The organism is Taibaiella chishuiensis (assembly GCF_003014535.1).
Taxonomy (GTDB): domain Bacteria; phylum Bacteroidota; class Bacteroidia; order Chitinophagales; family Chitinophagaceae; genus Taibaiella; species Taibaiella chishuiensis.
The window spans coordinates 1,173,469-1,197,163 of record NZ_PYGD01000001.1; the positions used below are offsets into that span (position 1 = coordinate 1,173,469).

Below are 23,695 nucleotides of genomic sequence, written 5' to 3' on the forward strand. Positions count from 1 at the left end.
CCAGGTGAGATACAGTAATGGCTGTAGCTTACTTGATTTCTTTGTGAACAGTTACTTTTTTAAGAATAGCGTTGTATTTTTTTAATTCAATACGCTCCGGTGTATTCTTTTTATTTTTTACAGTGACATAACGGCTTGTGCCTGGTGCGCCGCTTGTTTTATGCTCGGTGCATTCCAAGATCACCTGAACGCGGTTTCCTTTTTTAGCCATTTCTCTATTATTTAAATGATATTAATGAATAAATTTAGATTGCAAGACCTTGCTCACGGAGTTCTTTAACTACTGCGAACAGACCTCTTTTATTGATGAGGCGGATAGCATCAGAAGATACTTTCAGGGAAACCCAACGGTCTTCTTCCGGCAGGAAAAAGCGTTTGGTCTGTAAATTGGGTAAAAAACGGCGTTTTGCTTTCTTGTTAGAGAAACAAACCTTATGTCCGCTTACGGGTTTTTTGCCGGTTACCTGACAAACACGAGCCATGATTAAAATTTTTTGGACTGCAAAGGTGTAACTTTTTTGCCAAACAACAAAATTTCGCGGCAAAAAAATTTTAAATTTTGAGCATATAACTTTTTCAAGTCATTTTGCCCTTATTCTTTCCTGCCTTTGACAGCTGGGTTAACAATATAGATATTTAATTTCCCCTGCGTGATTCAATTTTGCTTTTTTAGAATAAATTTGTCTCGCATCAATTCAACAAATTTAATTTCTATGAAAAGAAATCTACTCGCCGGGATACTGGTCCTGTTCTGTATTTCATGGGTTTGCGTTAACCCCGCTACAGCTCAGGAAAGCACAAATACGCCTATGGATGCGTTTATTGCGCGTGCAAAGTTACAACATAGTTTTAAATCTGTCGATAATATCTGGCAGAAAACTGATCCATCCCGTTTTAAGCCGGTCGATAACTACGTAAGTAAGGCGCAATTGTTCACGCTCGACCAGGCTGCGCTCAACGCCTTTATGGACCAGAAGAACAAAAGTATCCGCCTGGTGCTGCCCGATGGCAACAACGGTCATTTCGAAATCGACCTGTCCCGGTTCGATATTTATGCCCATGGTTTTAAGGTGCGCGAAGTGGCAGGTGGGGTAGCTTCCGACTTTAACTACACCCCCGGCCTGGTTTACAGGGGCGTAGTAAACGGTATCCCGGGTTCGCTGGCCGCCTTCTCCTTTTTCAACAACGAGGTATACGGCCTGTTTTCCCTGCCTGGTGTGGGCAATTTTACCATTACACCCAATACACTCGAAACAGAACCCGGTAATAAAAGTTACATCCTTTACAACGATGCCGACCTGAAAATCCGTCCGCAAGGCCCCGGCTGCTCCAGCGAGCACCTGCCGCAGCTCAATCGCGGCACAGGCAGCGAGGTAGCCCGCAATACTTACCAGGACTGTAAAGATGTGGAAGTACTGCTGGTGGCCGACTATGCCACCTATACCTCCCGCAGCAGCAGTACCACCAGTGTGGCCAACTACCTGACCGCGGTGTATAACGTACTCTCGGTACTCTACCGTAACGAAGGCATCTATACCAGTATCAGGGCCATTAATGTAAATACGGCTACCGATATCTACCAGACCCTGTCCTCTTCTTCCAATACCTTCCTGACCACCTTCGGACAGCAAACCCAGAATAGCCTGGGCGGCGCCGACCTGGCCCACCTGGTATCTACCCGTTACAACGGCGTTATGGGTGGTATTGCCTGGGTAGGCGTTATGTGCGCCCCTTACTACGGCCCCAGCCAGAATGCAGGTCCTTATGCTTTTTCCAATATCTATGGCAACGAAGTGGCTGGCAGTTTTCCTACCTATACCTGGAATGTGGAATGTATGACCCACGAAATGGGGCATAACCTCGGCTCGAACCATACCCAGTGGTGCGGCTGGCCCGGCGGGGCCATCGATGGCTGTGTGGCCCTCGAACCTGCAACACAGGGAGGCCCTACCTGTGCAATGCCATCGCCGCAATACCCTCCTGCCGGCGGTACCATTATGAGCTATTGCCACCTGGTAGGCGGCGTGGGTATTAATTTTAGCAATGGCTTCGGACCCCTGCCCGGCGGCGTGATCCGCAGTACCATGTCGACTGCGGCCTGTGCTACCGCTTATATCCCGGATACGGTGCTTACCGTAAGCAATACCGTATTGAATGCCACCCGCGAGTGTACCAACGGAACGGTTACCTATTACTGGAATGATAATGATAACTCCGACGAGGCTGACAACAGGCTGGCCCTGAAAATACTGAAGGGCGCCAATAATATCGGTACCCTCGACGACGTAGGTTTTGCAGTAAGCACCAGCACGCTCGCCGCTTATGGCAGCAATGCCGGTACCGGGGTTACTTTCCCTTCCGGAACACCGGGTATCGGAACTACCAGTGCTGCCATGAACCGCTACTGGAACGTAACGCCCATCACGCAACCGGCTACCCCCGTGGAAGTACAGTTCCCCTTCAGCCAGCAGGATGTAAATGATATTGCCGGAACGGTAAGCGGCATCGTGAATTTTTCCAGTTTGAAATTCTATAAAATGGCTACCGGTGTAAATCCTAATCCTGCTGCGGGGTTTACAGGAGCTACTTCGGCCAATACGACCATTTATAACTATAATGCAACCACACCCGGGCTCAGCACCTGGACCTCCTCCACTTCGGGTAGTACCCGGTTTGCCCGTTTCCTGGTCAGTTCTTTCTCCGGGGGCAGCGGCTTCGGTACTACCGCACCTTTACCGCTGGATATTATCTGGTTTAAAGGCCGGGCGCGTACCAGCGATATCCTGCTGGACTGGGAAGTAGCGCTGGAAAAGAATGTAAAGGAATTTATCGTGGAGAAATCGCTGGATGGTGTGCAGTACGAAGATATGAGTATCGTGGCTTCACGTAACCTGGCAGCAGGTACCTACAGCACGATCGATAAGGAACCGGCACAGGGCAATAACTATTACCGCCTGTCGTATAACTCTATAGATGGTATCCGCAAAATACTGGCTTATACCCGCGTGGCCATCAGCGGCAATACGGCTTTGAGCATTTACCCCAATCCTGCGCGGGATGTGCTTTACATCGACCAGAAAGGACAAAGCGGTACTGCCATGATCCGCATTACGGATCTTAATGGCCGTACGGTATTCCGTACCGAAAACAGCCAGGCCAGTACCAGTATCGACCTCAAACACTTTGCCCGCGGTATCTACCTGGTGCAGGTGGTATGCGGCAACGAACTGGTCAGCCAGAAAATAGAACTGCGTTAAGTATGGTTCGCAACAGACCATGAAAAAGGAGGAGCCTCGGCTCCTCCTTTTTATGTTTTAGGTCGCAGACTTTAGGCCAATTCAGGATATACAAGCTGGTCGAAATCGGATATACCCAGGGTAGATTCGCAATGAAAGCCCTCTCCGTATTGCACGCCTATGCGGTGTCCGAGCTGTGCCGCACGGTTTTCGATCTTGCCGAGAAACGAAGGGTTGGAAATATAGGTTTCGGGTTCGCCGGAGTTGTCGTTAAAGAATTGTGTTTTATAACAGGCGATAGCTTCCATCTTTTTGGCAAAGGCATTGCTGATGTCGATAATAATATCGGGCTCGGTAAAGCGGTCCTGGATATAGTGGAATACTTTGGCCGGACGCCAGGCCTGTTGCGGCTCGTCGTCCCAGGTGGTCTCGATTTTGCGGAGTCCGCTCAGGAAACAGGCATCGGCAATCAGTCGGCCCGCACGGCCATGGTCGGGGTGACGGTCGGCAAGAGCATTGGCCAGCACGATATCGGGCTGGTACCTGCGCAGGAAGCGTACGATCTTTAACCGGTTCTCCTGGTTATTTTCGAAAAAGCCATCGGCCATCTGCAGGTTTTTGCGAACGGCTATGCCCAATAATTGTGCCGCCGCCGCCGCTTCTGTATAGCGGGTCTCTACAGTACCCCTGGAGCCCAGTTCGCCTTCGGTAAGATCGAGAATGCCGGCCTGCTGGCCTTTATGGATATGGTTGATCAGCGTGCCGGTACAGCCCAGTTCTACATCGTCGGGATGCGCGCCGATAGCAAGTATATGCAGTTTCATGAATTGTGTTTTTGAATACGGGGATAATAAAAATGGTTGCGGCGGGTTTAGCCCGGCGCAAAATTAATGGCAATGATCGAAAAAAAGCGGGATTAAAAATCGGGGGAGGCCGGGCGCGGCTTAATTGGTCATTCTTTTCTGCTGCAGCTGCATCTGGTAGCGGCTATAGTTTTTGGCCTCTATTTCCTGTACGATGGTTTCTATATCCCGGTCTTTATTGAAGGGGTCGTACTGGCGTTTCAGGTCGTTGTTGAAAAAGAAGGCTGCAGTCTGGTAAATACGGGCATTAAGGCCTCCTTTCAGCTCTTTGATCAGGCTGTAACAATCTTTACCGGTTTCGCGGTTGATCAGTTTTACCAATATCTGGCCCTGGGTCATCGACAGGTCTTTGAGCTCGTTTTTAAAGCGGGCGTTCATTTCCTTTTCGATCTGTTTCAGGTATTCCTTGCGGTCTTTGCGTTTGGTGCGGATGGCCATTTCCTTATCTACGCTGTTCATTACATAGGCGGCGGTTACGGCGTAGGGGTACACTTTGTATACATTGTACCGCAGCCGGGCCAGTTCGGCCTTGCGTTGCGGGTCGAGAATAGCGGCGAGTACGTCTACATTATCTATGAATACCAGGGGGTACAACTGGTTATCCACCTGTATTGCGCTGAGCAATATGGTGTCATTTTTCCCCGATGTATCCTGGGCCCGGCCTGTGGCCGGCAAGAACGATAGAACGAGGAGCAGCAGGGCTGTTCCTAAATGCTTATGCATTGTACCGAAGTTATTATTTATAAAGTTCCGTATATTAAACGGATTTAGAAAATTTAGATTGTTGGGTTTGCAATAGGTTTAATAAAATATGTTGTGTTGGTAGCAATTATTTTATTTCAGCATGTTGGGAAAAAATAGTTTATTAGCAGCCAAATTGTTAAGAAATGGTCTACAACTTAAGCGTTCAGAACTCGATGGTAACGCAATGGATGAGTGAAATAAGGGAGGTCGGTACCCAAAACGACCGGATGCGCTTCCGGAGAAATATGGAACGGATCGGCGAAATTGCTGCCTATGAGATCAGTAAGCTCGTGGACTATGAAGAAAAACTGATACAGACGCCCATGGGCGAGGCCTCCTGCAGGGTAATGACGGAGCAGCCGGTACTGGCAACCATACTGAGAGCCGGTGTGCCGCTGCACCAGGGATTGCTTAATTATTTCGATAAAGGCGACAGCGCATTCGTAGCCGCTTACCGCAAGCATCACCGCGACGGCAGTTTTGAAATAGAACAGCATTATGCGACCTGTCCTTCGCTGGAGGGCCGGGTGCTGATCATTGCCGATCCGATGCTGGCTACCGGCGCCTCGCTGATCCTGGCAATAGAAACGCTGCTGGGGTATGGCAAACCATCACATATTCATGTCGTTGCGGCTATAGCCTGTACCGAAGGCATTGAAAATCTGCTCCGCAAATTTCCGGAGGTGGATGTATGGGCCGGCGATATCGACGAAGAACTTACCGCTAAAGGTTATATCGTGCCCGGATTGGGCGATGCGGGCGACCTGGCGTTCGGAAAAAAGGAACAGAATTAGTGTCCTGAAAGGCTTTTTATTGCCCGGGAAATATAGGTGTAAGTATCCTTGTTTTCAATTATTTTACGCTTATATTTGTAGGGCATTTTTTTTGTAAAAACCCAACATGGAAAAAAAAAATGCTGTCTATTGTATAATAACATTGTTTGTGTTATTTTGTGGGCAGAAATGTTTCCATTTAATCTGGTAATCCGAAAAATAAAATCATGAAGAAAGTATTACTAAGTGCTTTGGCTTTGGCAGGGATATCTTTAGCAGGGTGGGCACAGGATGTGCATTTTACACAATATTTTACCTCACCCTTGACGCTGAACCCTGCTCAGACCGGCCTCACGCAAAACGACTGGCGCTTATCCGCTAACTTTCGCACACAGTGGTATACTGTTTCCAGTAATCCTTACATGAGCGGTACCGTGGCTTTCGATATTCCAACATTGAGAGGGAAACTGCCGGAAGGCGATGCATTGGGCGTTGGTGTACTGGGCTTGTACGACAGGTCGGGTACCGGTGGTTTGCAAAATACGACTGTAGGTATATCGGTAGCTTATCATAAAGCACTCGGTGCTGAAAAACAACATACGCTTTCACTCGGTGTGCAGGGTTATATGGTGCAAAAAAGCATCCAGTTCGATAAGCTGATCTTTGGTGACCAGTTTGACGCTACCCGTCCTGAAGGTTACCTGAAAAATGCATCTGCCGAGAATTTCGGTAATGCAGATCTTACCTATCCCGATTTCAACGTAGGCCTGATGTACTCCGGCCGCGTAAGCGATAAGGCGACTATGTATGCCGGTTTTGGTTATTATCACCTTACCCGCCCCGAAGAGCGTTTCCTGAACAGCGGTACAGCGCTTAAGATCAATTCCCGCTATTCTGCCTATATGGGCGGCTCCTTCGAGATGAATGAAAATACCGTGGCTTACCTGAGCGCTATGTACCAGAAACAAGGACCCGCTTCTGAGTTCCTGATCGGTGGTGCTGCCGGCTTTATCATGAATCCCGGTCACGATGAGTATACCCGCAACACTATTTTCTACCTGGGTGCCTGGTATCGCTACGGTGATGCGATTGCTCCTTATGTAGGCTTCGAATGGTCTAAAATGAAAATCGGTTTCAGTTATGATGTTACCCTTTCCAGTGCACAGAACATGACCGGTGGCCAGGGTGCTTATGAAGTATCTGTAATCTACAACGGTGTGATCAATAAAATTACCCGTAAAAAATACAACTTTGCTTGTCCTAAATTCTAATACGGACGATAAAAACGGAAAACGCCGGCTGACAAACAGCCGGCGTTTTTTTTATGGGGTGTATGCATCCTGGCATAGCCTTGATCGGGCGAAATGGCTGTGGACAAAGAAGGGGCGCGCATTCGACGTATCGGGATGTATAATCCTGCAGAGCCGGGTATTCTACCGGTCGCAGTAATATACCGGAAGCAGCGCTATAACCAGGCATAAATCGAATGCATACAGGTAAGCCCTGTAGCGCGCATATACCCGGCAGGCCGGGCAACAGGTTATAAACGACCTTGTACGATACCCTGTACGATATCAAAAAGCGAAGGCCACCCATAAAGGGCGGCCTTCGCTTCTTTTGGAAAAAGGATAGTTCTTTTATCGCTTGATTGCCAGTTTGGATATGGCGCGTTGTTCGTCGGTTACGAGCTCAAGGTAATACATACCGTTCGTCAACGACGACACATCGACCGATAGCGTTTTTTCGCCGGCGGCCTGCCTGCCAAAGTCCTGGGTCAGTACTACACGGCCGGCAATATCCGTAACCCGTACGGCCGCGTTACCGGCTTTAAAGGCGTATTTAAAACTTACCAGGGATTGTGCCGGGTTAGGATAAGCAAACAGCGAGGTCCTGTCGAGGCCTTTTACCGCATCGGCTATGCCGGTACCGCCACAGTTGATCACAACACTGTGTAATGCAAGGTTATTGCTGGACACAGTATCTTTAATAGCCGTGGTATCGGAGAAACCGAAGAACACGGCAAAGTACTTGTAGTTGCCATCGGGGAAAGGCCCGGTAACCAATGAGGTGCCGGCACTGTTAAACAAGGCGCCGGTAATGCTTAAGCTCGTATTGGCGTCGTAGCCAACGAGTGTATCACCTACTGCCACTGCCTCGCCGGAATAGGTGAAAGAACCTGCAGAAGGGTCTTCAATCTCCGGGTCAAGACCTACCAGCGTATCTGTTGCCAGTATTGCATCCGGGCCATGGTTTATAAACAGGTATTTAATGGGGAAATCACCGGTACAAGGCAGGGTGGTACCCTCTGTAGGCGTTATCAGAATTGTTTCGATATCACAATACCTCTGCGCATATGCTCCGGTTGCCAAAAGTCCGAGGAGCGTCAGCGTTGCGTAAATTCTTTTCATAATTTTCCGTTTTAGTTATAAATAAATCAATAGTCAAATGTACGGGCTTTTCGCCCGTTGGTATACTAATTAAATGGTAAAAGGAGGGTAACTCCACGTTAAAAAAGGCGGGGATAAAAATGCCGAGAGAAGGCCTGTGGGACCTCCTCTCGGTTTATGTGTTTCCCGGGGGAATGATAAGCCCACGCTGTAACTTAGCGTTGCAGTACGGTAAATTTGCTGATGGCACGCTGGCTGTCCATTACCAGTTCGAGGTAGTAGAGGCCGCCGTTAAGTGCGGAGATGTCGATGCTTAATTCTTTTTCTCCGGAAAGCTTACCGAATTCCTTGGTCATAATCACACGGCCGGCGAGGTCGGTAACGCGTGCTGTGGCCGTAGTATTGGTAAAGTTATACTTAAAGTGCAGCTTGTCGGACGCCGGGTTAGGATATACATTCAGCGCAGTTTTCTCCAGGCCTTTGATGGATCCGATACCGGTAGAACCGAAGGTTACGTTTTCGATTACACTCTGGTTATCGCCACCTACGGTTGCCTGCGTGCCGTTAAGGTCCACGCCCGGATCGTCATGCCATACGCCGCTCCTGGAAACGATGTATGCATAAAGGCTTTCGAAAGTGGTATTAACCGGGATGTTAAACTGGCCTGTAGCAGAACCTTTGATGGCATAAATGTTCAGGGTGTCGACCTCGTTGGGATACAGGGTGAGGGTACCATAGTAGCTCACACCTACTTCGTTGGGCAGGCCCAGCAGATCGCCCGACATACGGAAGTATACGGTATCGGTAGCGGTAATACTGTCTGCTCCGGCATTTTTAACTTCGAGGCGTGTCCAGAGGGTGTCGCCGGTGTTGAGGTTGGCATAAGTTCCGTTGGTTTGTGGTGTCAGCCACTTCAGTTGCAGGTCTACATGTTTTTGTGCCTGCGCTCCGATTATAAACATACAGAACGTGATTAATGTAAGGCAAATTCTTTTCATAAAGTGTTTATTTAAGAAGTTAATAAAAAGATTAACTCAAATATAGCTAAACTTTTGGAATATTTAAAGTAGTACAAATAAAAAAGGAGCGCAATTTTGCGCTCCTTTTAAAAATAGTTATTGATTAAAACTTATTTCTGTACAGTTATTTTGCTAACAGCTTGCTTATCGCCGGCGGTCAGTTCTACAAAATACATACCGTTGTTCAAAGAAGATACATCCAGGGAGATCTCTTTAACGCCGGATTGTTTACCATATTCCTGGGTCAGCACAACGCGGCCAGCGATATCGGTAATACGTACAGATCCTGTTGTGTTTTCAAAGTTGTATTTGAATGTCAGTTTGCCTGTAGTCGGGTTAGGATATACATTCAGCGCTTCTTTTTTAGTGCCGAACAGATCTTTAAGACCAGTCTGGGTACCGAAAGAGAAAGCTGCGAAATCAATGTTGTTACCTGCAACATCTACTGGAGGATCTTGGGTCGGATCGTAACCTGCGTCAGTGAAAGGAACACCACTTCCGTCAATACCACGAACATAAGCTATTAAGGTATCGTTAGAGTTCGTTGGGAACCTTGCAGTTACGGGACCCACGCTTGAGTTACCAAAACTCTGACCTTGCCTAACTGCCAGGTATACGGTATCAGATGAGTTAGCAGCAATGGCTGGGCTGTTTAAGGTGTAAGTGATGTTGTAATCGTCTGTTCCGTCAGATGCAAATCCTTCTGTAGTAATCTTGATGGTGTCAGTTGCAGTTACAGCGGCAGGGCCGTTGTTTTTAATAACTACAAATATTTTAAATGTATCGCCAGCGTTCAGGTTAGCGAAATTTTGACCATTAACGGGTTGTAAGAAGGTCATTTCCAGGTCCGCTGTTTTTTGCGCGTATGCGCCAGTTGCCAATGCGCCGATCATGCCGAGCATCATGTAAATCCGTTTCATGTTTTTTGTTTTTTTGTTTTTGTTTAAAATAAAAATTAATCTAAAATTTCCCGGACGACCGGATGATCATCCGGGAAAACTCTTTATGCCAAAGCTAATTGTATGCGTATTATAATAAATTAGTTCGCGGTGAACTTGCTGATCGCCCTTCTTTCGTCGGCGATGAACTCTACGAAGTAAGTACCTTTAGTCAGGGCAGATACATCTACCGTAAACAGGTGGTTACCTACGCTGGTTTTACCAAAGTCTTTTACCAGTACGGTACGGCCGGTAATGTCGGTGATCCGTGCAGTAGCTGAGGCTGCTTTGTCGAAGTTAAAGTTGAAGTTCAGGGAACCGTGTGTCGGGTTTGGATAGATGCTCAGGGCTTCTTTAGTACCCGCGTTCACGTCGAAGATAGCAGTACCTGTTTTCTTCTTAAGGGTAACGGTTACACAAGTGGTATCGTTGGTGTGTATGTTGTCGAGGTAAGTATTGGCGTATGCCGGCATACCCTGGCCATGTAAGATTTCGCTTTGCTTGAACAGGAAGAAGCATAAGTCAATAGGCTGGTCTGCAGCCCTTGCAGAGTCGTTAGCCAGGTACAATACGTTGGCGAAATTTACAGAAGCACCGCTGGCAATGGCAGACAGGTTGAACACAAAAACCCGGTTAGTATTCTTTAAACCATAGAATATGGTGTCGGTTGTTGCAATGGCAGCAGGGCCATTATTGGTCACCTTAAAGCTGAGTCGTGCGGTGTCGCCGAAATCAACCGAGGTTTTATTGGCAGTTACTTCGAGTTTCAGGTCGCATGTTTTTTGAGCTGAAGCCACAAAGGAAAAAGCACCCAGAAGGGCGATAGTGGTAAAGATTTTTTTCATTTTTGTTTTTTTAAGAAGTAATCGGTTTTTTTTTAGTGTGTATGTGGTTTAAAGATTTTTAATGATAATCTGCCAAAAATAAGTAAACTTTTTCCTTCTGAAAAAAATAATCTAACAATAATCTATTTTTTTTTGAAGAACCCCCTTTGTTACATCTCTTTAAAGAACAAGGTACTTAGCTTCCCCTTTAGCAATAGTATTACTTAATCTTTGGCAATGGTATTGACATAAGTTTCTACCGGTAATCTTTTAGCGATAGACCTGGCGAGGGTCAGCTCGTCGGTATATTCCAACTCACCGCCAAAGGATATGCCCCGGGCAATCCCCGATATCGGGACAGCATAGGGATGTAACTGCTTACTGATATAATAGACGGTGGTATCGCCCTCGATTGTTGGGTTTAAGGCCATAATTATTTCCTTAATACCGCCGGAAGCCACGCGGCTGGTAAGATTGTCGATATAAAGCTGTTCCGGACCTATGCCATCGAGCGGCGACAACAGGCCGCCCAATACATGGTAGAGTCCGTTGAACTGGCGCGTACTTTCTATCGAGATAACATCCCTTATGTTTTCCACGACACAGATAAGCGACCTGTCGCGCAGGGGATTGTTGCAGATACTACACAGGCCGCTATCGGATATATTGTTGCATTCGGGGCAAAAACAAGCCTCGGTGCGCATACGGGAAATCGTGTCGCTGAAGTAAGCCACCTGTTCTTTATCTTCTTTAAGCAGGTGCAATACCATCCTCAATGCTGTTTTACGACCTATGCCCGGTAGCCGGGTAAAGGCGTCAACAGCGTCCTCTATTAATTTTGACGAAAAGATCATGTTGTAAAACCAGGTACAATACCTGCTGCAAATATAAGCAATCGTCCCGCTCCGCCCCCCCCTCCGCCGATTATTAATACGGCAGAACTGCTTTGATTTGATTAATCATCGTAATTTGGCAGCCGGATTACTAAATATTACATCTTGGAAACGGGTAAACACGGATTTAAAGACTTGAAAAGGACTTATAACATCAGGATCGGGATTTTGTTGATCATCAGTATGCTGGCTGCCTATCGCAGCTTCGGGCAGCCTGAAGCACAGAAGCCGGCCCGTATCCTGTTCCTGCTCGACGCTTCGAGTAGTATGCTGAGCGACTGGCAGGGACGCGAAAACCGTTTCCATGCAGCATCCCGGATCATAGGTGCTATTGCCGACAGTATCCATGGCATTAATCCTGATGTGGCGTTTGCACTGCGCGTATACGGCAACCAATTTCCTGCACAGGATAAAAACTGTTACGACTCCCGGCTGGAAGTGCCTTTTGGATATAACAATGTAGAACGTATCCAGGCCCGCCTGCGCTACCTGCACCCAATGGGCTTTTCGCCTATAGCCTGGTCGCTGGCACAAACCGCGGAACTCGACTTTACGGAAAGCAACAGCTTTGCCTATAGCATTGTGCTGATTACCGACGGGGGCGAAAGCTGTGGCGGCGATATCTGTGCTACGGTAACCAACCTGCTTTCCAAAAAGATCAGCTTCAAACCCTATATCCTGAGCCTGGTGGAGTATGAACCGCTGCGGCAACAATATGCCTGCCTGGGTAAATACCTTACTGTAGCTACCGAAAAAGACATTATCCCGGCGGTTAAAACCATTATCGGTGATAACCGCGTTATATTTTCCATACGCGGTACCGGCCTGAAGACCATTGCAGGAGCCACGCCGCCACCCACGATAGTGCCGGTAAAAATGCAACCCAGGTCCGTGGCCCCTCCCAAGGCCGAAGAAGACCCGAAGCCGGCAACGCCTAAAGTAGTGCAGCCCGAGCCGCGGCAGCCGGTAGTGGTTAAGGCACCTGCGCCGGTAAAGGAACCGGTACCCGTAAAAGAGGAGGAGCCGCGGGCTCCGGCCCGTAACATCGTACAGGTAGACCGGATACGCCGGCATACCAAATTATTGCGGCTGAACAATCTTTATGTACTGCCGGATCCCAACCCGGTAACGGTACCGCGATTACCCCGCATAAAAATACCCCTGGAGGAAGAGCCCCGGATTGTCGCTTCGACCCCACCGCCGGCCACAAACAGGCCGCCGGTAACCCAACCCCTGCCTGAGCGCCGCCCTGCAACTAAACCGCCGGCTGAGCGCCCGCCCGCGAAGCCTCCGGTGGCAGATAAAAAAGAAAAGGAAGAGCCCGTAGACTTTTTGGTGAAGCAGGATGAAGCCCAGGAAACCACCGCCCAGATCTACTTTACGAACGGGCAGGGCAAGTTTTACCTGACCGAGCCCCGCATGATCTTCCGCGACAGCAAGACCCAGAAAGAGATAAAATCCGTTTACCGTAATGTTAGCGGCGGCGAGCCTACGCCTATCAAAATACCGGAAGGTACTTACGACATCGTAATACCGGGCAGCAAGGCCAAAGCCTCTAATGTAACCGTGGCCCCCAACAAGACCAATAAGATCTATATCAAAGTAGGCCGGGCATCGCTGGCATTCCATTACTCCACTGCGCCCAAAAGACCGGTGAAAGAATACACAGCCCTGGTAAGCAAACGTTTTGAAGGAGGCCCGGTGGTCAAGCACCGTTGCGACGAAGAGTTGCCCTACGATCCGACCAATTACCATGTAGAGATCAATACCCTGCCGCCCACAATCTATAACGTAGACCTGAACTTTAACGAGGTGAAACTGCTGGATATACCCGAAGCCGGTACCCTCGAAATTACCAATACCGTGAGCTTTGGTAAAGTACAGTTCTGGTACCGCCTCGGCGATGCTTTTGTACCTTTCCTCGAAATGATGATCAATGGCAATACGGCCGCCCAGCGTGCCAACCTGCTGCCGGGCGCCTACCAGGTACGCTACTTTAAGCGTAATGCGGCGGGGCAGGAGGCTACCGTAAGGGCATTCTCGATCAAAAGCAATGCCGTAACACAGGTACAGCTCGAACCTTAAACCGGCTAACGATAATCACCCAGGCAACTGCAGGTAACGCAGTTGACAGCAAACCAGATATCCTATGCGTATTATCTCTTTCCTGTATTTTTTCCTGCTTACTTATATCATTGCGGCCCTGGTCTTCTGGGGCATCAGTCTCAATAAGCAGAACGAAGTAATCTTCAGCAACGAGATAGAGACCCTGCAGGTAAAGGTAGATAGCGTAGCCCGGCCCGAGGCTTACCGCAAGGCCTATGCCATGATCAAGGAGCGCGAAAATAGCCGCAAGCGCCAGTATCTTGGCGAGGGCGCTACCTTCCTGGCCATTATCATGATCGGGGCAGGGGTGGTATATTCTTCCATACGCAGCAGCCACCTGCTTTCGCGGCAACAAACTAATTTCATCCTGTCTGTAACGCATGAACTGAAGTCGCCGATAGCCGCCATGAAGCTGAACCTGCAGACCATGGCCCGGCGTAAGCTGAACGAGGAAACACAACAGCAACTGATTACCCGTAGCGTGAATGAAGCGAACCGCCTCGACGACTTGTGTAATAACCTGTTGCTGGCCTCGCAGATCGAAAGCCGGCATTTTAAACCGGCCGATGAGCGGTTTGACCTGTCTGAGGTCGTGGAGGAGTGCGTAACGGCTTATATACATCGCGACAAGCAACAGTTTATGATAAAACTGGAAGACGAGTGTTTTACCTCGGGCGACCGTTTTCTTTGGAAACTGGCCATTAATAACCTGTTGGAAAACGCGGCTAAATATGCGCCGCAGGATACATTGGTCACGGTGGAGTTGCAACGCCAGGATGATGAGCTGGTGCTGAGTATAGCCGACGAAGGCGAAGGCATACCCGATGAGGAGAAAGCGAAGATCTTCCGAAAGTTTTACCGGATCGGCAACGAGAATTCCCGTAAAACGAAAGGTACAGGCCTGGGCCTGTACCTTACTTCCAAGATCATCCAGCAGTTTAAAGGCGCTATCCTGGTGCGTAATAACACGCCTAAAGGGAGTGTATTCGAGATAACGGCGCCCGCTGCCTGAGTCGTTTTATAAAACAGTTTTCTTTACCGCTTCGAGTATATCCAGGGCCTCTTCCTGGCTGTTGCCCTCTGCATAGATACGCAGTACCGGCTCGGTACCCGAAGCCCGCAGCATCATCCAGCCGCCGTTATCGAGGTGGTATTTAATACCATCTATCGTTTCCACGCGTTCTACCTTGTATTTGCCGAAGGCGGTGTATACGCCGTCCTGCGCTTCTTTGATGATACGCAGTTTCTGCTCTTCCTGCAGCAACAGGTCGTTGCGTTCGTAGGCAAACTTACCTACTACGGCGTAAATCTCTTCGCAAAGCTCTTTCAGCGTCTTGCCGGTTTCCATCATATACTCGTAAATGGTGAGGCCGTCGAATATACCGTCGCGTTCGGGGATATGGCCTTTAATAGCGATGCCACCGCTTTCTTCTCCACCCAGCAATACATCTTCGGATACCATAATCTCGCTGATGTATTTAAAGCCGATCGGTGTTACCTGTACGTCGAGGCCGTATTGTGCACACATTTTTTTCACGCGGTCGGTTACCGAGAAGGCGATCACCACTTTACCGTTCAGTTGTTTGTACTTATGGAGATAGTGGATCAGCAGCAGGATAATATGGTGGGCATCGACGAAGTTGCCGTCTTCATCGTACAGGCCGATGCGGTCTGCGTCGCCATCGGTAGCCAGGCCCACTTTAAGTTCCGGCGTTTCGGCCATAGTCTGCGACAGTTGCAGCAGGTTTTTATGAATCGGTTCCGGCGCGGTGCCTTCGAAAGAGGGATTATAGTCGCAATGCAACAACACCGCGGCAGGCAGCGTTTTACGGATCACATTTTGCCCGGCCCCGAACATGGCGTCGTAAGCCATCTTGTACGGTGCATTATTCAGTTTTTCGAAATCGAATTTGGTATGCAGGTAGTCGATGTACATCGTTTCGAGATCGATGTACTCGAGCAGGCCTTTGGCTTCCAGGTCCTTCAGGTTGGCCGATGGGATGGTTACCTGTTCGGGGATGAGCGCCTCTACCGCAGCAATATCGGCGGGGCTGCTGGGGCCGCCGTGCGCGCCTTTCAGCTTATAACCGTTATAGGAAGGAGGATTGTGCGAGGCGGTAATTACAACACCCTGCTGCGCATTTTTGGCTTTAACGCCAAACGATACCATGGGCGTGCTTACAAAGCCTTTGGCCAGCAGTACTTTTACGCCGTTGCCACAAAGCACCTGGGTTGCCGTTTCGGCAAAAAGTTCGCCGGCAAAGCGGCAATCGTGGCCGATCACCACTACCGGCGCCTGGTGCGATTGCTTCAGCCAGGCGGCCAGGGCCTGCGATACGCGGGCTACATTATATACGGTAAAGTCTTTTGCAATAATGGCGCGCCATCCGTCCGTGCCAAATTTAATTTTGTCCATAAACTAATAAGATTCTAGAGATATGCTTTGGTTATTTTGTTGGTTCTGGTGCAAAGAAAAGGAAAAAACAACGATATGCCGAGCAGGGGATAATTACTATTTCGATAATGCATTATTTTTATGATATGAGCCTGCTGTATTCTTCCCTGCAGAACCGCGTAACAAATTGTACTTTTGCTGCTCAATAAAATATATACCCGTTAGGAATGGGCATCGTTATCCGTCAGTCTATTAAATCAGTAGCGATCACCCTTGTAGGTGTAGTACTGGGTGCTGTTATTACCATTATGTCGCCCCGTTTTTTCCCGAAGGGAGAACTGGGCTTTACGCAGAACCTGATCAAGATAGCCCTGCTGGTAACCAACCTGGGGCTCTTCGGCTTTAACTATACTTTATTGATCTATGGGCAAAAGTATCCGCCGGGGCATAAGGCCAGGGGTACTTTTCTCACGATCTCCGCCGTTATCCCGATGGTGTTTTCCCTGTTGGTTTGTGCGGGTTATTACCTGTTCCGCGATTATATCATATCGGTGTATCATAGCGGCGACGAAGTGTTGATGCGGCGGTATTTTGTGCTGTTTCCCCTGCTTACTTTCTTTACCTTCCTGATCAACTGGATGGAGGGCTACCTGCAATCGCTGCATAAGACGGCGATACAAAACGTGGCACGCGAGATACTGGCGCGGATTATCTATATCACGCTGATCGTGCTTTATGCCCTGGATGTTATTCCGTTCGAGACGTTTATCTGGGCCTATGTGTTTTTTTTCCTGGTGCCCTTCCTCTTCCTGCTCGTTATCGCTTTGCGCAACGCGGGCTTCCGCTTCGAGTACAAGCCCGGCCTGTTTTCCGGCAAAGAGATCCGGGACATCATCCGCTTTTCGGGATATCATATGCTCACGATCGTAAGCTCTGTGCTGATCGTACAAACCGATTCCATCCTGCTGGCGCCGCTTGATAAAAGCGGTTTTGCCGCGGTGGCGGTGTATGGTGTGGCCTCAACCTCTATCGCCATGCTGCGCAACCCGACAAGGGTGATCGGGATAGCGGCTACACCGGCTTTTACCCAGCACTACAATGAAGGTAACCTGACAATGCTGCGGCAGTTGTTCTCACGTTCGGCCATCAATATGCAGATCATCGCCACGGGTATGTTTGCCCTGGTGTTTCTTAATATCGATAATGTACAGCAGGTCATGAGCCTGATACAAAAGGGATATGACGAAATTAAAATACTGATCCTGGTCCTGATGATCGGGCAGGTGGTGGATATGTTTTCAGGGCTTAACTTCGAACTGATCGGGGTTACCAAGTATTACCGCTTCAACTTCTGGATCGCCCTGTTGCTGCTGGCCCTGGTATTTGCCCTTAACTACATACTGATCCGCAGGGTAGGGATCTATGGCGCCGCCTGGGCTACCACGCTGGGCCTGGTGGTATTCAACATACTGAAGACGTTGTTCCTGTGGAAGAAGCTGAAGATGCAGCCATTCTCTGCAGGCACGCTTAAAGCCCTGGCTGCCGGGTTGCTGGCCTGTGGCGTGGTGTGGCTGCTGCCCTTTATCGGCAATGTTTTTGCAGATGCGGTACTGCGCTGCATCCTGTTCTGTGGCCTGTACTGGCTGCTGTTGTTCCGCTTAAAGGTATCGGGCGAACTGAACGACATCACGCTCAACATTATCCATAAGCGCCGGCTTTACTAAGGTCGCGTGTTATAAAAATGCCGGAAGTTTCACGCTGGTGCCTCGCGCCCTTGTGGAATAAAAAGCTCATTCCCCCTTGCACCAGGGGCAATAAAAAAGTCCGAGAGCGTGCAGCCCTGGACTTGGTCGGAATAAGGGTAAAGTACCTGATTAGTGTATTACTACTACATTCACTGCATTGAGGCCTTTCCTGCCTTGCTGCAATTCGTATTCTACAGCATCGTTTTCTTTAATCTCATCAATGATACCGGTTACATGCACGAAGATGTCTTCTTTGCTGGTATCGCTTTTGATAAAGCCAAAGCCCTTTTCTGAGTTGAAGAACTTAACCGTTCCCTGATTTTTTACTTTTTCCACGGTAATGAATAATTTTATTTTGTATAAAAATGAGACCCGAAGATAAGTGTTTCGGATATTATGCGCATCAACATCCTATAAAAATTATAATTATTTAATTGCTAAAAACAGGTGTTGCTACAAGGGTGGAAACTCAGGTCTTTTTCGGCTTTTTCTTGGCTGCCGGGAACAGGACATTGTTGAGAATAAGCCGGTAACCGGGCGAGGTGGGGTGCAGGGCCAGGTCGGTAGGCGGATCGCCGATCTGGTGCTGGTAGTCTTCGGGATCGTGGCCACCGTAAAAGGTCCAGGTACCTTTGCCATACTCGCCATGGATATACCGGGCTTCGTTGGCAGCCTTGCTGTCGCCCATAACCAGTACACTGCTTTTCAGTACTTCCTTCCGGAAAGCTGTGGTCTGCCCCATAAATCCTTTAATGGTCGTAGTATGGTTCTGGCACAGCATGGTGGGTACCGGGTCGAATTTAGCGGAGAACGTAAACAGCGAAAAGTAATCGGCATTTTGCGGCACACGGCGCAGCATGGTGTTGTCGATGTCGGAGTACTCATACACATAAGGACTGGTAACCAGGTTGAAGTCCTTGAAGGCAAAACAGGGTGCGAAGTTGAGCTTCTGCTGCGCCTGCGGATCCATGGGGTCACCGTCGAATGGTTCGTCGCATATATCCACGCCATCGGCCGAGAGGGCGATGTCGTAACTATCGGTGGCGCTGCACATGGCAAAGAGGTAACCGCCGCCGGCCACGAAGGCCTGTATCTTTTTGGCAACGGCGAGTTTCAGCTGCGATACTTTTTTAAACCCGTGTTTTGCCGCCATGCCTTCCTGCAGTTTTACGTCCTCTTCGTACCAGTTGGTGCCGCGGTAGGCACTCCAGAATTTACCGTACTGCCCTGTAAAGTCTTCGTGGTGCAGGTGCAGCCAGTCGTATTCATGCAGTTTATCTTCCAGCAGTTCGTCGTCATATACCTTGTCGTAAGGGATCTCGGCATAGGTAAGCGCCATGGTTACCGCATCATCCCAGGGTAGTTTGCTTTTGGGAGTATAGACCGCAATTTTCGGGGCTTTTTCCAGTTTGATCACATCGCCGTTGTAGTCCGGGTCGGCTATCTTCTGCAGTATGCCGTCGTATTGGGCATTGGCCATAACCTGGTAATCCACGCCCCGCAGTTTACAGGTACGTTCGAGCTCGGCATTCTGATCCATGGCAAAGGCGCCGCCGTCGTAGTTCAGCAGCCAGTCCACAGTCATCCCGGCTTTCAGGGCCAGGAAGGCAATGCCATAGGCTTTCAGGTGGTTGGTCTGGTCGTCGGCATTCATGGGGATATACAGCTTACCGGCCCGGGCTACGGGAGCCAGGCCTGCAAGCAGCAGCAGGATAAATAGTTTCAGGCGCATACCGCAAGTTAAACATTTAAGTATATACCCGCCAATACTTAACGCGCCATTAATAGAAAGGGAAGGCAGGCCTGGTGTTCTGTTGCATCATTCTGCTTATTTTTGCTAGGTTCATGAAAAAAGACGCCGTTAAATACCTCCTGATCGCATTGGGAGCCGCCCTGCTTTTTATACCCTTCCTCGGTCAGGCACACCTGTTCGACTGGGATGAGGTAAACTTTGCAGAATGCGCCCGCGAAATGCTGCTTACCAAGAACTACCTGCGCGTGCAGGTCGACTTCCAGCCTTTTTGGGAAAAGCCCCCGCTCTTTATCTGGATGCAGGCGCTTTGCATGAGTGTCTTCGGCATTAATGAATTTGCGGCACGGCTGCCCAATGCCCTTATGGGTATCGTAACCCTGTGCACGTTGTTCTATATCGGTAAACGCGTGGTGAGCGAACGCATGGCCTGGTGGTGGGTGCTGCTCTATGCGGCAAGTTGGCTGCCGCATTTTTATTTCAAAAGCGCCATTATCGACCCTACGTTCAATTTTTTTATTTTCCTGTCTTTCTTCCAGGTATACCTGATGCGTTACGGGCGCAAACCCTTGCTGCATACGGTACTGGCAGGTGTCTTCCTGGGGCTCGCCGTGCTTACCAAAGGGCCGGTAGCCATCCTGGTGGCTCTGCTTTCGCTGGTGGTATACCTGCTGCTTAATAAAGGGTTCTGGGGGTATAAGTGGGCGCACTTCCTGCTGTTGATCGTGGTATGTGCCGCCACTACTTTCCTCTGGTTCGGTGTCGATATCGTGCGCAATGGCTGGTGGTTTACCCGCGAGTTCATTACCTACCAGGTACGGCTTTTCCAAACCGAGGATGCCGGTCACGGCGGTCCTTTCTATTACCATTTCATCATCCTGCTGATCGGCTGCTTTCCTGCGGCTGCTTTCCTGTTCCAGGCCGGGCGTAAGTCGGCGGCGGTGCGCAATACCAAAGAAGAAAGTGAGTTTGCCCGCTGGATGTGGATCCTCTTCTGGGTTACACTTATCCTCTTCTCGATCGTAAAGACCAAAATCGTACACTACTCCTCCTTGTGTTATTTCCCGCTTAGCTTCCTGGCCGCCCTGCAACTGAGCCGGATCGACGAGGCCAAAGTGAAGATGAAAAAGATCGTTACGGTCCTGTTATCGGTAACCGGTGTTTTGCTGGCGATCGTGATTACCCTCCTGCCCCTGGTCGGGCTCAACAAGGACAAGCTGATCCCCTTGTTCGATGACGACTTTGCCGTGGCCAACCTGCAGGCCCAGGTGCCCTGGAGTTATGCGGAATGTGCTTTCGGGCTATTGTACCTGGCCGGGGTAATCGTGGCCCTGGTATGGATGCGGCGCTCGTTCCGGCGGGGCATGCTGGTATTGGTTGCCGTGCAGGTATTGATTATACAGGTTACGGTAGCCCATTTTACCCCTAAGATAGAGGCCTTCTCACAGCGGGCGGCTATCGAGTACTACAAGTCATTTGCCGGTAAGGATGTATACCTGCGGCCCCTGGGTTTTGCCAGTTATGCCTTCCTGTTTTATTCTGAAAAGCAGCCTTCGCAAAATCCCGAATACTATAAAGGCAAGAACGAGTGGCTGCTGAATGGCAAAGTGGATAAGCCGGTCTATTTTATTACAAAAATTACAGATACGGAGTGGAGCAAAGACCCGCGACTGGTACAGATCGGGTCTAAAAACGGCTTTGTATTCTATAAACGGAAAGAATAGCGCTATTAACACTTTTTAGCAGAAGCAGGGAAGCAATAACAGCTTTTTTGCCTATTTTGCACGATTGAACAAAACCGAATCTTTTATCCAAAACTAATTTACACGACTTAATGAAACGTTTATTACTACTGTTCCCATTGCTGTTTGTTCTGCTTACTGCAGCCTTCGGTCAGGATGACAATGTAAAAGATGTGATCAGCTGGAAATCGGCTGTTCAAAAAACAGGGGACAGCACTTTTAAAGTAACCGTTTCGGCAACGATCAAAAAAGGCTGGCATATCTATACTGCGACACCGGGTGGCGACGGCTCGCAGATCCCTACAAAAGTAAGCTTCAGCAAAAATCCCAATATCCGGCTTAGCGGTAAAGTTATTGCCGATGGCAAGGCGCATACCGAAGAGGTAAAGGAACTGGGCTTTTCCATCAACTATTACGAAAACAAAGTAAGCTTCAGCCAGGAGCTGGTAGCCAGCGCCAATACCACGTTGAAAGGTTCGGTAGAGTACCAGGTCTGCAACGATGAAAAATGCCTGCCTACACCGCTGGAAAAATTCCAGGTGAATATAGAAGGCCTGGCTACAACTGCGGCGCCCGATACCTCGTCGGCAGTAACTGAAGATACCGCTGCTACGGTAAGCACAACCGTTACGCCCCCAACGCCTGCCAGCGGCGATACCGTAAGTAAGGCTACCACTACTACGGTAGCCGGCGACGGCTCGCAGGACCTGGAGAAAAGCTCTTTATGGCAGTTATTTATCGCGGGCTTTATCGCGGGCTTCATTGCCTTTATCATGCCTTGTATCTATGCCATGCTGCCCATTACCGTAAGCTTCTTTACCAAGCGCAGCAAGAGCCGCAGCCAGGGTATCAAAAACGCGGTCTTCTATTCGTTATCGATCATCCTGATCTTTACCGCAATCGGTGCATTGGTAACCTTGCTGTTTAGCGAGAAGACCATGTATGAGCTCTCGACCAGTATGGGCTTTAACCTGTTCGTATTTATCCTGTTTATCGTATTCGGTATCTCCCTGCTGGGGGCATTCGAAATTACCCTGCCGGCATCCTGGTCCAGCAAGCTGGATTCCAAGTCCAATACCAATAGCTTCGGCGGTATCTTCTTTATGGCGCTGGTACTGGTTATCGTATCGTTCAGCTGTACTTCCGCCTTTATCAGTTCGCTGATCGTATATATCGTTAAGTCGCAGAACAGCCTTGGCGGCCTGGTGGGCTTCTTTGGCTTCGGCCTGGCCATTGCGCTTCCGTTTGCACTTTGCGCCTTCTTCCCCGGCCTGCTCAACAATATTGCCAAATCGGGCGGCTGGCTCAATACCGTAAAAGTAACCATGGGCTTTATCGAATTGGCCATGGCCATGAAGTTCCTGTCCAATATCGATCTGCAGTACCACTGGCACCTGCTCGATTTCGAAGTATACCTGAGCATCTGGATCATAATTTTCGGTTTGCTGGGCGTCTACCTGTTGGGCAAGATCCGCTTCTCGCACGACGATGACCTGCCCAAGAATATGTTTGGTCATTCGTATCTTTCGGTGCCCCGGTTGATCTTCGCTATGGCTTCGCTGGCCTTCGCCGTGTACATGATCCCGGGCCTGTGGGGCGCGCCTTTGCAGGGTATCAGCGGCTTCCTGCCGGAGCGTAAAACGCTTGACTTTAATATCCACGATAACCTGATCAGTATACAGGCCAATACCGCTGCCAAAGATGACGATGGTGGTGTGCACCCGGTTAAGTATACCAATACGCTCAAATCGGAACTGCCGGGCATACCGTCCTTCTTCGATTACCACGAGGCGCTTGCGGCTTCCAAGAAGCTGGGTAAACCCCTGCTGCTCGACTTTACCGGACACAGCTGTGTTAACTGTCGTAAAATGGAACGTGCCGTATTATCCAAACCTGAAGTACTGGCCGAGCTGAAGAAACACTTCGTAGTTGCCAGTCTTTATTGCGATGATAAGACTGTGATGGCCGAGAACGAACACTTTAAAGCCAAAGACGGCAGCACCATTACCACCATCGGCGGTAAGAACCTGGAACTGGAGATCACCAAGTTCGGCGCCGTAGCCCAGCCGCTCTATATCTTTGTCGACAGCGAGGGTAACGTGATCAAAAATGCAGGCGGTTTTGTACCCGATGTACAACGCTTCCTCAATATCATGAACGAAGTAAAAGAGGCCTATAAAGCGCCTGGAAAATAAAATAGAACATGCTTATACACGACCGGCCCGGGAACATTTCCCGGGCCGGTTTTTTATTGTGGGCCACGCAGGTTATCAATGAATG

20 protein-coding genes are annotated in these 23,695 nt (G+C 49.2%); 8 read left to right on the forward strand and 12 right to left on the reverse strand.

Going from position 1 to position 23,695, the window contains the following annotated elements; genetic code table 11:
• Nucleotides 1-28 precede the first annotated feature (28 nt).
• Nucleotides 29-211, reverse strand: coding sequence for a 50S ribosomal protein L33 (rpmG, locus tag B0I18_RS04995; RefSeq protein WP_106521532.1), 183 nt, complete (start codon nucleotides 209-211; stop codon nucleotides 29-31).
• A 34-nt stretch (nucleotides 212-245) separates the two neighbouring features.
• On the reverse strand, nucleotides 246-545 hold the full coding sequence (gene rpmB, locus B0I18_RS05000) for a 50S ribosomal protein L28 (RefSeq protein ID WP_425444925.1): 300 nt from the start codon (nucleotides 543-545) through the stop codon (nucleotides 246-248).
• Between the two features lie 168 nt (nucleotides 546-713).
• Between rpmB and B0I18_RS05005 the strand changes: the two genes are divergently transcribed.
• Nucleotides 714-3,257 carry a zinc-dependent metalloprotease gene (locus B0I18_RS05005; protein WP_106521534.1) on the forward strand — a complete coding sequence of 848 codons (2,544 nt, stop codon included), beginning with the start codon at nucleotides 714-716 and terminating at the stop codon, nucleotides 3,255-3,257.
• A 71-nt stretch (nucleotides 3,258-3,328) separates the two neighbouring features.
• On the opposite strand, the gene bshB1 is transcribed toward B0I18_RS05005, so the two are convergent.
• Together bshB1 and B0I18_RS05015 are read right to left on the reverse strand one after the other, a co-directional pair.
• On the reverse strand, nucleotides 3,329-4,060 hold the full coding sequence (bshB1, locus tag B0I18_RS05010; RefSeq protein WP_106521535.1) for a bacillithiol biosynthesis deacetylase BshB1: 732 nt from the start codon (nucleotides 4,058-4,060) through the stop codon (nucleotides 3,329-3,331).
• 120 nt (nucleotides 4,061-4,180) lie between these two features.
• Nucleotides 4,181-4,822: a DUF4294 domain-containing protein gene (locus B0I18_RS05015; protein WP_106521536.1), complete on the reverse strand. Its 642-nt coding sequence runs from the start codon at nucleotides 4,820-4,822 to the stop codon at nucleotides 4,181-4,183.
• A 164-nt stretch (nucleotides 4,823-4,986) separates the two neighbouring features.
• Between B0I18_RS05015 and upp the strand changes: the two genes are divergently transcribed.
• Both upp and B0I18_RS05025 read left to right on the forward strand, forming a co-directional pair.
• Nucleotides 4,987-5,637, forward strand: a complete 651-nt coding sequence (upp, locus tag B0I18_RS05020; RefSeq protein WP_106521537.1) for a uracil phosphoribosyltransferase — start codon at nucleotides 4,987-4,989, stop codon at nucleotides 5,635-5,637.
• 206 nt (nucleotides 5,638-5,843) lie between these two features.
• Nucleotides 5,844-6,887: a PorP/SprF family type IX secretion system membrane protein gene (locus B0I18_RS05025; RefSeq protein WP_106521538.1), complete on the forward strand. Its 1,044-nt coding sequence runs from the start codon at nucleotides 5,844-5,846 to the stop codon at nucleotides 6,885-6,887.
• Between the two features lie 366 nt (nucleotides 6,888-7,253).
• On the opposite strand, the gene B0I18_RS05030 is transcribed toward B0I18_RS05025, so the two are convergent.
• The 5 genes from B0I18_RS05030 to recR form a co-directional block, all read right to left on the reverse strand.
• Nucleotides 7,254-8,024 (reverse strand): T9SS type A sorting domain-containing protein, encoded by a 771-nt coding sequence (locus tag B0I18_RS05030; protein ID WP_106521539.1) that lies wholly within the window; start codon nucleotides 8,022-8,024, stop codon nucleotides 7,254-7,256.
• A 194-nt stretch (nucleotides 8,025-8,218) separates the two neighbouring features.
• A complete protein-coding gene (locus B0I18_RS05035; protein WP_181358340.1) occupies nucleotides 8,219-8,965 on the reverse strand; it encodes a T9SS type A sorting domain-containing protein in 747 nt (248 codons plus the stop codon).
• 167 nt (nucleotides 8,966-9,132) lie between these two features.
• On the reverse strand, nucleotides 9,133-9,942 hold the full coding sequence (locus B0I18_RS05040; protein WP_106521541.1) for a T9SS type A sorting domain-containing protein: 810 nt from the start codon (nucleotides 9,940-9,942) through the stop codon (nucleotides 9,133-9,135).
• A 119-nt stretch (nucleotides 9,943-10,061) separates the two neighbouring features.
• A complete protein-coding gene (locus B0I18_RS05045; RefSeq protein ID WP_106521542.1) occupies nucleotides 10,062-10,805 on the reverse strand; it encodes a T9SS type A sorting domain-containing protein in 744 nt (247 codons plus the stop codon).
• Nucleotides 10,806-11,008: 203 nt separating this feature from the next.
• Nucleotides 11,009-11,638 carry a recombination mediator RecR gene (gene recR / locus B0I18_RS05050; RefSeq protein WP_106521543.1) on the reverse strand — a complete coding sequence of 210 codons (630 nt, stop codon included), beginning with the start codon at nucleotides 11,636-11,638 and terminating at the stop codon, nucleotides 11,009-11,011.
• A 174-nt stretch (nucleotides 11,639-11,812) separates the two neighbouring features.
• On the opposite strand from recR, the gene B0I18_RS05055 reads away from it, so the two are divergent.
• Together B0I18_RS05055 and B0I18_RS05060 are read left to right on the forward strand one after the other, a co-directional pair.
• Nucleotides 11,813-13,762, forward strand: a complete 1,950-nt coding sequence (locus tag B0I18_RS05055; protein ID WP_146146656.1) for a vWA domain-containing protein — start codon at nucleotides 11,813-11,815, stop codon at nucleotides 13,760-13,762.
• 64 nt (nucleotides 13,763-13,826) lie between these two features.
• Nucleotides 13,827-14,795 (forward strand): sensor histidine kinase, encoded by a 969-nt coding sequence (locus B0I18_RS05060; protein ID WP_106521545.1) that lies wholly within the window; start codon nucleotides 13,827-13,829, stop codon nucleotides 14,793-14,795.
• A 6-nt stretch (nucleotides 14,796-14,801) separates the two neighbouring features.
• On the opposite strand, the gene B0I18_RS05065 is transcribed toward B0I18_RS05060, so the two are convergent.
• Nucleotides 14,802-16,199 carry a phosphoglucomutase/phosphomannomutase family protein gene (locus tag B0I18_RS05065; protein ID WP_106521546.1) on the reverse strand — a complete coding sequence of 466 codons (1,398 nt, stop codon included), beginning with the start codon at nucleotides 16,197-16,199 and terminating at the stop codon, nucleotides 14,802-14,804.
• 206 nt (nucleotides 16,200-16,405) lie between these two features.
• Between B0I18_RS05065 and B0I18_RS05070 the strand changes: the two genes are divergently transcribed.
• Nucleotides 16,406-17,902: a lipopolysaccharide biosynthesis protein gene (locus tag B0I18_RS05070; RefSeq protein WP_106521547.1), complete on the forward strand. Its 1,497-nt coding sequence runs from the start codon at nucleotides 16,406-16,408 to the stop codon at nucleotides 17,900-17,902.
• 150 nt (nucleotides 17,903-18,052) lie between these two features.
• Here the strand turns inward: B0I18_RS05070 and B0I18_RS05075 are convergent, their stop codons facing one another.
• Nucleotides 18,053-18,259: a cold-shock protein gene (locus B0I18_RS05075; protein ID WP_106521548.1), complete on the reverse strand. Its 207-nt coding sequence runs from the start codon at nucleotides 18,257-18,259 to the stop codon at nucleotides 18,053-18,055.
• A gap of 133 nt (nucleotides 18,260-18,392) precedes the next feature.
• A complete protein-coding gene (locus B0I18_RS05080) occupies nucleotides 18,393-19,655 on the reverse strand; it encodes an asparagine synthetase B (RefSeq protein WP_106521549.1) in 1,263 nt (420 codons plus the stop codon).
• 113 nt (nucleotides 19,656-19,768) lie between these two features.
• Here B0I18_RS05080 and B0I18_RS05085 point away from each other — a divergent pair, with 113 nt between their 5' ends.
• Together B0I18_RS05085 and B0I18_RS05090 are read left to right on the forward strand one after the other, a co-directional pair.
• The gene (locus B0I18_RS05085) at nucleotides 19,769-21,397 is read left to right on the forward strand and encodes an ArnT family glycosyltransferase (protein ID WP_106521550.1); all 1,629 of its coding nucleotides are present in this window, start codon (nucleotides 19,769-19,771) and stop codon (nucleotides 21,395-21,397) included.
• A gap of 110 nt (nucleotides 21,398-21,507) precedes the next feature.
• The gene (locus B0I18_RS05090; protein ID WP_106521551.1) at nucleotides 21,508-23,610 is read left to right on the forward strand and encodes a protein-disulfide reductase DsbD family protein; all 2,103 of its coding nucleotides are present in this window, start codon (nucleotides 21,508-21,510) and stop codon (nucleotides 23,608-23,610) included.
• Nucleotides 23,611-23,695: the final 85 nt, after the last annotated feature.